The sequence below is a fragment of the Rheinheimera baltica DSM 14885 genome (genome assembly GCF_000425345.1).
Lineage (GTDB): Bacteria > Pseudomonadota > Gammaproteobacteria > Enterobacterales > Alteromonadaceae > Alishewanella > Alishewanella baltica.
Genome location: NZ_AUDG01000007.1, coordinates 67118 through 81535 on the forward strand (window position 1 = coordinate 67118; position 14418 = coordinate 81535).

At 42.7% G+C, this 14418-nt stretch carries 11 protein-coding genes; all 11 read right to left on the reverse strand.

The features are described 5' to 3' along the window. Window position 1 precedes the first annotated feature (1 nt). The 11 genes from H595_RS0104455 to H595_RS0104505 all read right to left on the reverse strand — a co-directional run bounded on the left by H595_RS0104455 (window position 2) and on the right by H595_RS0104505 (window position 14280). Window positions 2-1036, reverse strand: coding sequence for a WD40/YVTN/BNR-like repeat-containing protein (locus H595_RS0104455; RefSeq protein ID WP_027670116.1), 1035 nt, complete (start codon window positions 1034-1036; stop codon window positions 2-4). Between the two features lie 79 nt (window positions 1037-1115). Further along, the gene (locus H595_RS0104460; RefSeq protein WP_037053671.1) at window positions 1116-2477 is read right to left on the reverse strand and encodes a DUF1329 domain-containing protein; all 1362 of its coding nucleotides are present in this window, start codon (window positions 2475-2477) and stop codon (window positions 1116-1118) included. Between the two features lie 16 nt (window positions 2478-2493). Further along, window positions 2494-4584 (reverse strand): DUF1302 domain-containing protein, encoded by a 2091-nt coding sequence (locus tag H595_RS0104465; RefSeq protein WP_027670118.1) that lies wholly within the window; start codon window positions 4582-4584, stop codon window positions 2494-2496. 320 nt (window positions 4585-4904) lie between these two features. Then, window positions 4905-5126 carry a DUF2835 family protein gene (locus H595_RS0104470; protein ID WP_027670119.1) on the reverse strand — a complete coding sequence of 74 codons (222 nt, stop codon included), beginning with the start codon at window positions 5124-5126 and terminating at the stop codon, window positions 4905-4907. Continuing rightward, window positions 5126-7711 (reverse strand): aminopeptidase N, encoded by a 2586-nt coding sequence (pepN, locus tag H595_RS0104475; protein WP_027670120.1) that lies wholly within the window; start codon window positions 7709-7711, stop codon window positions 5126-5128. The genes H595_RS0104470 and pepN overlap by 1 nt, the downstream gene beginning before the upstream one ends. 86 nt (window positions 7712-7797) lie before the next feature. Then, window positions 7798-9267: a Na+/H+ antiporter NhaC gene (nhaC, locus tag H595_RS0104480; protein WP_027670121.1), complete on the reverse strand. Its 1470-nt coding sequence runs from the start codon at window positions 9265-9267 to the stop codon at window positions 7798-7800. Between the two features lie 76 nt (window positions 9268-9343). Beyond that, entirely contained in the window at window positions 9344-10675 is a 1332-nt protein-coding gene (locus H595_RS0104485; protein WP_027670122.1) for a sodium-dependent transporter, read from the reverse strand. A gap of 87 nt (window positions 10676-10762) precedes the next feature. Further along, entirely contained in the window at window positions 10763-12787 is a 2025-nt protein-coding gene (gene prc, locus H595_RS0104490) for a carboxy terminal-processing peptidase (protein WP_027670123.1), read from the reverse strand. A gap of 17 nt (window positions 12788-12804) precedes the next feature. Beyond that, the gene (gene proQ, locus H595_RS0104495) at window positions 12805-13515 is read right to left on the reverse strand and encodes an RNA chaperone ProQ (RefSeq protein ID WP_240474823.1); all 711 of its coding nucleotides are present in this window, start codon (window positions 13513-13515) and stop codon (window positions 12805-12807) included. Then, window positions 13502-13810 carry a hypothetical protein gene (locus H595_RS0104500; RefSeq protein WP_027670125.1) on the reverse strand — a complete coding sequence of 103 codons (309 nt, stop codon included), beginning with the start codon at window positions 13808-13810 and terminating at the stop codon, window positions 13502-13504. The genes proQ and H595_RS0104500 overlap by 14 nt, the downstream gene beginning before the upstream one ends. Beyond that, entirely contained in the window at window positions 13807-14280 is a 474-nt protein-coding gene (locus tag H595_RS0104505; RefSeq protein ID WP_027670126.1) for a GAF domain-containing protein, read from the reverse strand. Before H595_RS0104505 ends, H595_RS0104500 begins: the two co-directional genes overlap by 4 nt. Between the last annotated feature and the right edge of the window lie 138 nt (window positions 14281-14418).

Below are 14418 nucleotides of genomic sequence, written 5' to 3' on the forward strand. Positions count from 1 at the left end.
TTTAATTTAATTCACTCAGATTAATCGTTTTAATACCCACTTTGGTAACCAGTATCAGCTGACCTTGCCAAATCAGGCCGTTTACTATGGCTTTACCATCTGGCTGGGAATAATCAGTATAGGTTTTGCCTGTTTTGTCGCTAACCAATAACACGCCTGCATTTCCTACCAAATATTGCCGACCCGAAGCATCTGAAAATGCGCTATTAAATGTTGCCGACTCCGTTAATGCAACTTGTTGCCAATTCATGCCTTGGTCATCACTGATAAACGCGTGGCCGCGCAATCCCACAGTTAATAAACTCATTTGTGTGGTGCGGGTAATATCAAACAACGAACCGTTATAAAATTCATCTAATCGCAGCCAACTTAAGCCGTTATCAATACTTTTAGCAACAAAGCCGGCCTCACCAGCCATGTATAACACGTTGCCGTCAGCATACAGGCGATTAAAATGAGGTAAAATTGCGCCAAGCTCAGTTTCATACATTTGTTCATCTGACTCTTGCAGCTGCTGCAAATAATCTTGATCGTCTTCAGACAATACTTCTGGATGAAACTCTTTTTGCCAGTTTTTGCCACTATCAGTCGTTCGATAAAACAAGCCATATGCGCCAACAGCAATACCATGCTGACTATCAAAAAAATAAACATCAAACAGGGGTTTATCGACCTGCGGTGCGAAGTGTTGTAGCTGCCAACTGACACCGCCATCCTGAGTAGCTAAAATACTGGCATCATGTCCTACCGCCCACCCCTGCTGCTTGTTAACAAAATAGACGCTGTTTAAATTAGCCTGGACAGGCACCGTAGCCTGCACCCAATTTTTTGCATCCTGACTACGCAAAATGTGACCACGCTCGCCAACTGCTACTAAAATTTGATCGCCAATCGCCGTAATATCCGTTAGCAACGCTTTTTCAGCCAAAATAGCGATATCTGATGTTTGCGGCTGGTTATCAACAGTCTCAGCGGCGACTGTTGTAGCAAAAAACATAGCGTGTATGGCTGTCAGACAAATAATTGTTCTACGCATACTTAAATTATTTACTCGGTAAAAGGTTAAAAATAAAAACGGTTGGCACTTGGCCAACCGTCATTATAGCTGCGATGTGCTACCGCGTCCCTTCACGACGCAGTGCTGCAGGAGTGAAGTCCGCATCGGTAAGATCAACGCCAAAATTATACATTTTATCTTCGTTGTCTAAACCAATAGCAATATAGCGACGTGAATTTAAGTCGTGGTACACCTCAAGCGTACTCCAATGCGTAGGCACTTCAAAGTAATTCAAACCATGTGCAACTGCAACACGATATAACTCATCGCGGTTGTCATATAAGTCTGCTATGTGAATTTGCCAGCTATCTTCATCAATATAAAACACGCGTTTGCCATAAACATGACGGGTATCATCTTTAAGTTTCGCTTCAACAACCCAAACTCGATGTTTTTCCCAACGTACATATTCAGGATTTACATGTCCTGCCATTAATAAATCATCGTACTTAACATCACTGCTATGTAACTTATAACTGTTATACGGGATATACAGTTCTTGTTTACCAACCAGTGTCCAATTATAACGGTCTGGTGAGCCGTTAAACATATCAAAGTCATCTGTAGTACGCAGACCGTCAGACGCCGTACCTGGCGCATCATAGGCTACGTTTGGTGCCCGACGAACCCGACGCTGCCCCGTATTGTATGTCCACGCCTGGCGCGGTGTTTTAATCTGGTCCATTGTTTCATGCACTAACAATGCCGTACCAGCTAAACGTGCAGGTGCTGTAACAGCCTGCTTAAACCTAAACAGAATGTTTTCTTCGGTTAAGGCTTCAGGTGTGGCTTTAGGATCAGAATATTTGAACATAATTTGTTCATCAAAACCGATAATCGTAAATGCACCTGTCGCTGTTGGCGCTGCCTGCCCACCATTTCGGCTGGCTGCAACACCGCGAAAACGTAATAGATGGTTCCAAATCGCTTCTAAACCATTTTGCGGGATAGGAAACGGTATACCAATAGCGGCATTAACTATGCCGTTACCACCTTCAACTAACTCAGCTTTAGTGGCAATAGTTTTGGTCGCATCATAAACATACTGCGGGTAAGAAGCAGTACGCCGTGACTGATAAATATTCATCTTGTAGGTATCAGGATAAATTTCAAACAGTTTTATCTGTCCCGGACTTAGGAAGGTTTTATACTCAGCAAAGTTGGATTTATCAATTGCCATCAAAACCTTATCGTCTGAAAAAGGATCTGGATGGTGCATGCCAACAGTGTAGCCTGCTGGTGCTGACGTAATACCGCCAGACCAGGCTGGAATTGAACCATCAGCATTAGCGGCTTTTTCAGCACCGAGAGGCGTTAAATCATTGCCTAGTCTTGCAGCCTGTTCAGGCGTAATTTTTGCTGTTACAGAACAGCTTAAAACTAACGCAACAGCGGAAGAAATTAGGGTGAGTTTTTTCATAATTTGTGCTCGTCCCTTAAATAGAGTACTTGATATTGAAAGAGATAAAATCACGGTCTGCTACGTTATTTGTAGTGCCCTGACCACCCCAGAATACATTGTAAGACACTTCACCTGACCATTTGCTCAGGTAATCAAAACTTACGGCATATGCTAGTGATTTACGATCTTCAACAAACATAAACAGCGGATCAGGTGTTATGCCGTTGACATCGTGTGAAAACACCATGCGCTGAGATAAGTTCACACCAGCGAACACGTTGTTATAATCCGCTTTTGCTAATAAGCGGTAACCCCAAGCAGACGCCGTTGGGAACGGGTTAGTTTCGGCACCATCTGACAAACCGGTATGCAAGCCCGGAATTGCTACGCCATTGCCATTTAACAGAGGCGCACCACTACGGTCGGTATTAGGACCATTTAACCGCAATACGTCTTGATCTGGCATATCCTGGATGCGAATACCACCCACTTCTGCCAGCATAGTTAGGTTGTCAGCACCTAATGTAGGTCCGAATAAATGGGTGAACGTCATTTGTGCCTGTAAGGTATCAGCCAAAATAAAGCCATTGGCTTTCTGACCTGGTAACACCTTTTCACCATAACGTGTATCACGGCCAATCTGAGAAATACCGGCTAAATCTGGGCGTAAACCTGCATTTGCCAATTGCTCTGGCATACCGGCATACAAAATCTCAACATCATCGATTTGTAATGGTTCATCTTGACGATACGCTAGTTCAGCAGCAACAGAGGTTTCACCTACCGTTGTGTTAAAACTAAAACCATAAAGTTTAATGTCTTCAGGGTATTCAATTAATGCTTTTGAAAATGCCGCTAAATCAGAGATATTTTCTTTAGTAACACCACCATTGGCTACCATTGATACCAATCTGCCAATATCAGCACCGGCTTGAGAAAAATCAGAAGCAATACCTGAAATTACGGGCACCCGGCTATGGTAATTCATGTAATACAAAGCGAATTCTGTATCATTAAGTTCTGAGGCAAAGTAGTCAAACTTAATACCGTACTGGCCACCATCTTCTGGTTCAATTTCACCTGCACTGCCATAAGGACGTAAAGTTACTTTTGTCGGATACGCCAAATAGGCTTGACCGGCTAAAGTGGCCGGAATAGCACCAGAGGCTACGCCTGCACCTAACATATTCAGGTTTAGCAACACGTGATCTAAATCGATATCTGGATTACCCGCAAAACCCAGCTGTACGTTTTGCAAATAACCACCTTCACCAGCAAAATCATTGGTAGAGAAATAAGTACCAGGTACCGGTAAATAACTATTTACCCACTGATACTGATAAAATAGTTCAGTTGACAAGTTTTCAGTCAAACCGATGTTAATTGTTGCCATCCCCACTGGAATATAAGCTTCTTTCAACTCTGCGCCAGGTGCACGAGCAACACCAACGTCTATTGGCGTAATATTAATACCATGCTGTATTAACGTACTTTCACCCCAGCTTAGTACTTGTTGGCCAACTTTAACCGTAACCGGATTCATACCGTCGTTAAAACTGAAGTTGCCGTATACATAAGCATCCAACAAACGAATATCACGACAGGTTAAATCACGTGCATCATCATCTGCACAAGGGTCAACATAATTACCCGATACAGGGTTGGTATAAGCACGATCACCGTCCATTAGAGCGAAATCGTAGAAATACATAAAACGGGTAAACAAACCGATATTATCTTTAGAGATAGACAATTCATGCAAACCTTTAGCAAGGCTGCTAAACATGTCGCCCCTATCGTAATTTAAATTACCTGCATCACCATTACTAGAATACGAGCCTGGGCCTGGCGTATTCCAAATTTGTGACGGCGAATAAATGTTGTTGGTTGCAGCGTTATAACCTGTCCAATCAAAACGAGGTTGGTTAGCTTTACTGATGGTATTTAAGTTACGATCTTCCATCCGCCAGCTGCCGCCGTATGAAAAAGTAGAGTCGAAAGTAATATTAACATCACCAAAGTCCCAGGATGCTGCTTGTGCCGGAGCCATTGACAAGGCTAACAGCGCTGAGGCAACACCTGCGGCTAAGGGCTTCTTAGCAAAGGTTAATGACCTTTTATTCATCTTGTTATCTCCCCCCCTGTCCCTGCAGGATATGTAAATGTTCTTTTAGTTATAATACTAAGCCAACTGATCCGATCTCAGCCTACTTAGCTAAAATAATTACATCATTTCAAGCTACAGGCAAGGGCCGTTGTTACGTAAATCTGTTGATTTGTATTCAGTTTTTGTTTTTTTTGATTAACTTTCACACGAGTTCACTGTTTTCAGGTTTAATCTTAAGACTTTACAGCTAAACAAGCATTTATAACTCAATGAAATTAAAGGCCAAAGCTCACCTTTATGCAAGGTGAGCTTTCAACCAAGCGTTTAAAGTATAAACTCTAATTAATTTTTTCAAGACTGATAAAAGCCCCCTGCTCACTAATGGTTAAACGAAAACGCCCTCTTATTCCGTTACTGTCAACAAATGGCTGAAAATGACGAAATGCCAGCTGCACACGTGTACCGTTGTCCGTAGTAACAACAACGTAAGATATTTCACCACGATAATAACCATAGCACTGGTCTGTAGTGAGCATGGCATTAAAAAAATAGCGTTGCATTAGTTAAGACTTCGATTCACCTTTTCGAATAAATCATTGCTCAAGCTGTCATGTGAAGCAAGTATCTGCAAGGCGTTACGCATCAGCTGCTGACGCTCACTGTCAAAACGACGCCAACTAAGTAAGGGCGTGACCAGCCTTGCGGCAACCTGAGGATTAATAGAGTCCATTGTTGCAACTGTCTGTTGCAACAAATTATACCCTTTGCCATCAATACGATGAAATTGGTCAGGATTCCGTAAGCTAAATGCTGAAAATAGTGCTCGTACCCGGTTTGGATTTTTCCAACTAAACAGCGGATGCGAAAGCATTTTTTCAATACCGTCAAAAACGTGCTCTGATCGATCGGTAGCTATCAACGAAAATGCTTTATCCATAGCCAACACATTGTCTTGCCATTTCGAGATAAAATCTTCAATCAATACAGAAAACGTATTCGTCAAATATTGCTGGGACACCTGTAAAGCTGAAATGGTGTCGGTCATATTGTCAGACTGTTCATAGTGCTTTATGACGACATCACTGTTCTGCTCAGGCAACAGTGCGATATATTTAAGACATACCGCTGCTAATTTACGCCGCCCCGCGGACTCATCGTCATAACGATAGGGTTGAGGTGACAGTTGCTGATAACAACTGACCACATCACGTTGTAATCTCGTTGCGAGAAGCAAATTGCACTGGTGTAGAGCTGACAGAATAGCCTCCACCGGGATCTCCGTGTATTGCTCTGCAAGCGTGTCGAAATCAGGTAATGTTAGCAGTTCAGCGGTAAGTGCTAAATCTGGCGATGGTGTAGCTAACCACTGGCCCATTAAGCTAAAAAGCTGCTCTGGCAAAATCGCAAATGCATCGGCTCCAGCGACGAGTTGCTGAACCTTACTGTTCCAAAACTGCTGCATCGCATCCCAGCGAGCAACACCATCTGTAGCATGCGCCGCAATGTTTAATAAAGTAGAGTCGTCATTTTGCTGATGTAGTTTAACGGGTGCCGAAAAATGTGCTAACCAGACTATGACAGGTTCTGTACTCAAATCGTCAAATACAAATTGCTGAGTTTCCTGTTCCAATAGCAGTAAATGGGTTTGTTTACTGCCGTCTTGCAACAACAACTCAATCTGTACCGGAATACAGAGAGAGTGTTTATTTGCCTGATCGGCTGTCACCGGCGTGTGTTGCTGTAACGTTAAACACAGCTGGCCAGTTAGTACGTTAAATTTTTGCTGCACAGTAAGTTCTGGTGTACCCGACTGGCTATACCAACGCGAAAACAGTGATAGTTCTTTACCGCTCGCGTCTTGCATTGCTTGAACAAAGTCATCGCAGGTTGCTGCTTGCCCGTCATGTCGCTGTAAATATAGCGCTAAGCCTTGATTAAACTTATCACGACCCAGGATGGTTTGAAGCATACGGATCACTTCCGCACCTTTATCGTACACAGTAACAGTATAGAAGTTATTCATTTCCAACACTGATTCAGGACGAATAGGATGCGCCATCGGACTGGCATCTTCTGCAAATTGCGCGGTTCTTATCAACTTTACTGCATCAATTCGACATAAGGTTGCTGATCCCATATCGGCACTGAATTCCTGATCACGGAATACGGTTAGGCCCTCTTTCAAGCTAAGTTGAAACCAGTCCCGGCACGTTACCCGATTTCCCGTCCAGTTATGAAAATACTCGTGGCCAATAATTGATTCAATATTAAAATAGTCCCGGTCAGTGGCAGTATTGTTGTCGGCCAATACGTATTTACTGTTAAAAACATTAAGACCCTTGTTTTCCATTGCGCCCATGTTAAAAAAGTCAACGGCGACTATCATATAGATGTCAAGGTCATATTCCAGATTAAAGCGCTGTTCATCCCAACGCATTGCACGTTTAAGCGCTTGTAGCGCAAAATGCCCTTTAGCAGCCTGTCCTTTATCTACAAACAGCTGTAGCGCGACATTTCGGCCACTTTGCGTAACAAATTGCTCAGTAAGTAAATCAAAATCGCCAGCTACCAGTGCAAACAGGTAACAGGGTTTTGGAAAGGGATCATGCCACTGTACAATTCTGTTGCCGTCACTATCTATGTGTTCTGCTACTTTATTGCCGTTTGAGAGTAAGTAAGGGTAACGCTGTGCGTCAGCTTTAATCGTGACATGATATTCAGCCAACACATCTGGCCGGTCTAACGCATAACTAATACGCCGAAAACCTTGCGCTTCACATTGAGTGCAGAAGGTGTCTTCAGCCAGATACAAGCCTTCAAGGGCGGTATTGTCTAACGGTGAAATTTGTGTAACAACTGTCAATTCACATCTGTCAGGCAAATTAGCAATCGTCAAAGTCTCGTTATCTTGGTGATACTCACTGCACTGCAAATCTTTGCCATCTACAGCAACACGAAGCAATTCTAGCTGCTGTCCATCTAATACCAGTGCGGCGCCAGTAAGCTGGCGGTGTACCTGCATGACAGAAGTTACCTTAGTCGCTTTTGTATCTAATTCAAAAAATAAGTTGATATGCGAGACAAGAAACTCAGGGCACTTATAGTCGTGCCTGTTTACAGCCTTTCTGTTATTAAGTTGAACCATAATACTATCCTGAAGCTGTTAAAAAAATTTACTCACTGTACAGACAAAAAAGCCTGAACGAATCAGGCTTTTTTCTGTAAACGGTGTCAGGCTTTTGCCACTACTTCCTGAACCACTGAGTCTGGTGGGGTAAGTTTTAAAATTTTAATGCCACAGTAGGCATAAATAATCGCCAACACAGGATTAATTAGATTAAAAAATGCATACATAGCATAATCCAGCGGGCTAACCTGTAACACACTATGCATATAAGCACCACATGTATTCCAAGGGATTAGCGGGCTAGTAATAGTGCCGCCATCTTCCAGCGTGCGAGATAAGTTTACCGGCGCCAGGTTGCGCCGCTCATATTCTTCTTTAAACATCCGTCCAGGCATAACAATAGACATATACTGATCTGCCGTTAGTACATTAGTAACAAAGCACGTAGCAATAGTACTGGTAATTAACGACCCGGTGCTTTTTGCAAAAAACAAAATTGATTCAACAAATTTACGCAACAAACCGATTTTTTCAATGGTGGCGCCAAACATCATGGCACAAAATACCAACCAAATAGTATTGAGCATGCTTGACATGCCCCCACCACTTAGCAGGTCATTTAAACTGGCATTACCAGTTTCAATAACAAACCCAGCATGAAAAATATGCCAAATAAGCTTAATAGACGCTAGTGTATAACCCACATCTTGTTCTACCAAACGAGACATCAGATCTTGCTGAAAAAATACTGCCCACACTGCACCTAATAAAGCACCGATAAACACGGTTGGAAATGCCGGAACTTTTTTCACTGCCATAGTCAGTAAAATAAATAAAGGAACAAGGGAAATAGCACTAATAGAAAAATTCTCAGTCAACACCTGACTAATTTCATTAATACGTGCAAAATCTGCACTCACGTCAGAGTTAAATCCAATTACAGTAAATAATAACAAAGCTAAGATAAAACTGGGTACCGTGGTCCATAACATATGGCGTATGTGGTCAAATAAATCGGCACCAGCAACTGCAGGGGCTAAATTTGTCGTTTCACTTAACGGAGAAATTTTGTCACCAAAATAAGCACCTGACACAATGGCTCCCGCAGTAATGGCCGGTGACAACCCCAAGCCCTGAGCCACACCAATTAAGGCAACACCAATTGTTGCGGCAGTGGTCCATGAACTGCCGATACTCATCGCGACTATGCCACACAATAAACAGCTCGCCGCATAGAACCAACTAGGGCTTAATAACTGCAAGCCATAATAAATTAGTGTTGGCACCGTACCTGAGAGCATCCAAGTACCGATTAAAGCACCAACTGATAACAAAATAAGCACAGCACCTAAAGATAAGGAAATGCCGTTAACCATCGCTTTTTCAATAACAGACCAGCTATAACCATTTTTCAAACCAACAACCACAGCTACTGCAGTGGCCATAAACAAGGCAATTTGGTTAGGGCCGTATGATGAATTATCACCAAATAAATAAACCGATGCTGATAACAGTATTACCAGTACCAAAAGGGGTATAGATGCATCCAGAAAACTGGGTTGCTTAGCAGACATGGTATTGCTCCAATTGATAAAAGGCGCTGCCAACGCCTTTTAGTTTCTTATTGTTATAGAGAAATGCGACAAACGCTTACAGCGACCTATAGAACATAAATACGATAACTACCGGGCAGACAAATTTCACATACCACGGCCAAATTCGCCAGAACAAGCTTTGCTCGGCATGTTCATCGCCTTTTTTAAGTTCCTGTAAGATGTCATTCCGTCGCCAAACCCAACCGGCGAAAATACATAGCATAAGCCCAAGCAGTGGCTGGCTATAACGTGTAGTCAGCGTGATAACAAAACCAAACAACGTATTGAAATTTATAATAATCAGCACACTGAGGCTAAAAATAATTGCTGCAATTATCCAAACTGCTTTTTGTCTTGTGACATTGCGTTTTTCAACCACATACGACACAGGGACTTCCAGCATAGAGATAGAGGACGTTAAAGATGCAATAGACATAAGTAGAAAGAACGCCAGGGCAACAAAAATACCAACTAAACCCATGGTGTCGAATAATGATGGTAATACTGCAAAAATTAAGGTGTCTTCAGCAAGTAACTTGCCGTTTTCTCCAAAAATTTGCACACCATTATGCAGCGCAACATACATCGCGGGAATGATTAGCAACCCTGCCAAAACAGCAACGCCAATATCTATAAGCGATACTGCAGCACCAAGTTTAGGCAGGTTTTCATTGTGACTAACATAAGAGCCGTAGATCAGCATAGTACCGACGCCTAAGGACATTGAGAAAAATGCTTGTCCCATGGCACTTACTAATAAATTTGGATTTAATACTTGAGAGAAATCTGGCAGTAAATAAACTTTCAAGCCATCCATTGCGCCATCTTGGGTCATCACATAACCGAAAAGCAGTAGCATGATGGCAAACAACGTTGGCATTAAACGAACTGACCAGCGTTCAATGCCTTTTACGACTCCACCACTAACAATCCCCACCGTCAGCAACATAAACAACGCGCAAAACAGGATATTACGACTTAAAGACGATGACACTAGCCATTGGGCAACATCTTCTAAACCAAACAAGCTTGCTAACGCTTCAAAAGCGTAGGCCAGCATCCAGCCACCAACAATACCGTAAAACGCGAGTATTAAAGATACGGTAGCAATGCCCCACATCCCCACTAATCGGCCTACTCCGCCCTTAGCAACGGTTCCTAATGCATCTACCACGTTAGACTTGGTGGACCGACCAATAAGAAACTCTGCCATTAGCACCGGATAAGCCAGTACAAAGGCAAGGATAAGATACATTAAAACAAATGCAGCACCACCATTACTGGCAACCTGCGCCGGAAACCCCCAAATATTCCCCAAGCCAACTGCTGATCCCGAAGCAGCAAGAATGAAGCCAATTCTCGATGAGAATTCACCACGTATAGCCATAGTAAACCTTTATAATTATTATGATATTTCTAATATTAAACAAGGCGCTAACTAAGCCGCCTTGCTTGGAGGGTAACGAACTAGCCCTTATTTTTTGGCTAATCGACTTACCATCTTGTAATCTGCTGTGATATTCGCCGCTTCCTCTAAAAAAGGATCCAGCTTTTCCAGCTTTTCTGGTACATCATCTAATGATGTAACCGCTGGCATACCAAATCGCTTAAGCCGGGTATTTAAGCGTACTAATTGCTCAGCTTTATTTTTATCGCGCTCTGCAATCCGCTCTGCTTCTTTAAGAGACAACGTTTTGTCGTCTGCTTTTTGCTTGTATTCAGCAATGTCATCTAACAGATATTGAAACTCAGCTTCTCGTTGAATACGGGCATGATGCTTTTCACGCAATATAGGGACTACACTACTAATATCGTGCAGACTGTCATAACGTGCAGCATTAATAGAATCCCAGGGTAAAGCATATTCTTCTTTACTCTCGCCCCATTCAGCCGGGTCAATAGCTGTAGGAAATTGGATATCAGGGATAACACCTTTGTGTTGTGTACTACCACCATTGATACGATAAAATTTTGCAATGGTATATTGTACGCTGCCTATATCATTTTCAAACATGTCATAAACACGCTTCAAGCTACGATGCTGCTGCACAGTGCCTTTGCCAAAGGTTTGTTCACCAACAATAAGAGCCCGACCATAATCCTGCATAGCGGCTGCAAAAATTTCTGATGCAGACGCACTGTAACGGTCAACCATTACCGTTAATGGACCATCGTAGAAGCTAACATCATCAGTATCTTGTGATACTGATACCTTGCCATCACCTTCACGAATTTGTACAACTGGGCCACGCTCAATGAACAAGCCCGTTAATAAAGTCGCTTCTTGTAAAGAACCACCACCGTTACCACGTAAGTCGACAATAATACCGTCAACATTCTGCTCTTTTAACTCAACAAGCAGCTTTTTAACGTCCTCAGATAAATTATTATAAAAACCAGGTATGTTTATTACACCGATTTTTTGATCTAATTCAGACAACTGTGGTTTAAATACTTCTGCTTTAGCGGCGCGATCTTCCAACCGAATTTTGTCACGCACAATACTGATAACTTGCGCTTGATTGGTACCAATATCGTTTGCACCTAACACTTGCAAGCGCACGGTACTGCCTTTTGGTCCCTTAATTAGGTCGACCACATCATCCAAACGCCAACCTATGACATCGACAAAGTCAGCTTTGTCCTGCGCAACACCAATAATTTTATCTTTAGGTTTTAATTTTTGCGTAGTGTCTGCCGGACCACCCGGTACCAAACTCTGAATTACGGTGTAATCTTCGTCAGCACGTAAAACTGCACCAATACCTTCTAATGATAAATTCATTTCTTGTTGGAAACGATCGGCATTTCTTGGTGATAAATAAGACGTATGCGCTTCAATACTGCGAGCGAAAGAATTCATTACTAATTGAAAAACGTCTTCACTTTCAGATTGTGTCAAACGTTTCTGGCTATAACGATAACGCTTAGCCAAAATGGTGGATATTTCTTCGTGAGTTTTTCCAGCCAATTTTAAATTTAGGGCATCAAATTTAACGCGTTGCCGCCAGATTTCATCAAGTTCAGCTTCACTTTCTGGCCAGCTGGCATTTTCTCTATCGTAAACGTATTGATCATCGCCAAAAAAATCAAAACCTTTGTCTAATAGTGCTAATGCATAGTCAAAACGTTCAAAACGACGCTTTAGCGTAAGATTGTACATATCATAGGCAAAGTTCAAATTACCTTTATCTAACGCATCGTCAAATTTGTCACGATACTGTTCAAAGCTAGCAATATCTTTTTTTAACAGTACGTTGCGATAATAATCTAAATTTTTCAGATAACTATCAAACATTTTGGATGACAATTCGTCATCCAGTTGAACGGCGCTGTAATGCCCGCGCTTAAATAATGCCGTAATGCGCTTACTTGCCGTAGCATGTTGGGCGTCCTGTGCCATTGTTGGTAATACCAAAGGCTCTGTTTTAGACTCAGGAGAGGCGTTTATGCTAAAGGCGACGATAAGAGCTGCTGCAACTACTGATAATTTTTTCATAAGCTACTCTGAATAGATCAGGCCAAATACAAGCTGTCCTGACGGGTTTTAATAACCATACCAGACCCAAGCTGCACAGTCACATCGTCTTTATGTATTTCAAGTACCGTTGCCAACATTGGGCTTTGCCCTAACTTTAACAGTACTTTACCACCAACAACAACATGCTCAGCTGATGCTTTCTGTAACGATGGCGCCGGCTGAGTAACAGTTTCGACTGCACTGGCTGGTTTCTGATGTACTTTAGTGCTTTTAGACGGGGACGGTGCCTTTTTGTTCGGCATTTTTTTGTAAGCAGGTTTGTCAGCCGCTACGTTAGCTTGTTTTGCCTTGGCTTCAGCTATCTTAGCTTTACGTTTTTCAGCAGCTTTGGCTTTACTTTCATCCAATACTTTATTGGCGTGTTCTGCTTGAGACGCATCAATCACGTCACCGGGGGCGCCATCCAAATCGACGCGGGCAACCCCTTCTTTCGTCGATTCTAAATAACGCCAGCTAGAGGTATAAACCCGCAGAGCCTGACGCAACTGAGTCTTACTGACGGTTGCATCATCTTGTAATCGGTGTGCTAAATCCTGAAAAATGCCAATTTTCAGTGGTTTGGGTTCGCCTGTTAAACTAAAGCATGCTGGGAACTGCGCCGCTAAGTACGTCAGTATATCTTTTACATTGCTTACTTTAACACTTTGTTCTGTTGGGGTGGTCATTAACGCTTCACTCTTCTTCATCTGCAGTATCCGTTAGCGGAATACCTTCTTCCAGCTGTTGGCGAACATATGCCAACGCCCAATCAATTAATTCGTCTTCATCTGCCTCTAGCAGCACAGTACCACCGCGAAGCTGATCCCATATTCCAGGTAACAGAACGTCGACCTGTGCTGAACTGATATCTTCCGGCAAAGCTTGCCACACCGTATGGTAAATGGCATTTATCTTGTCTGTAACCAGTTCCTCGTCGCCCTCCCAGTCACCAATATCTGCCATATCAAACAAATAGTCGTGCAACGAAATTGAATCTTTCATGGTATTGCAGCCAAATGTTGTTCAAACATCATGATTAGCTGCTCTAACCCATCTTTGTCATCCTGATCAAACCTTGCAATAGATGGGCTATCAATGTCCAGCACCGCGATTATTTCACCTTTATGGCGCAGTGGCAGTACAATTTCGGAGTTACTGGCCGCATCACAAGCAATATGTCCGGGAAACTCATGTACGTCCTTGACCAACTGTGTTTCGCCTGTTGCAACAGCAGTACCGCAAACGCCTTTTCCAACAGCAATACGAACACAGGCAACTTGGCCCTGAAATGGTCCCAGCACAAGCTCACCATCACGCATCAGGTAAAACCCCGCCCAATTTAAATCTGGCAGTTGATTAAACAATAGCGCACTTAAATTTGCCATGTTAGCGATAAGATCGGTTTCTTGCTCTATTAAAGCCTGTGCCTGTAGATTTAGCAGACGGTATTCAGCAGTTTTTTCATTTGGCATGAAATAAGGAATTCTGGTTAGCACTCAAAACCCGTACATTACTCGTTTTACCTGACAATTTAAACCTCTTCACGCCAAAGATTTCTCTAGCTACCCGATTTTCACTGTATTGCGGGCTTAATCGCGTGAGTTTTGTAC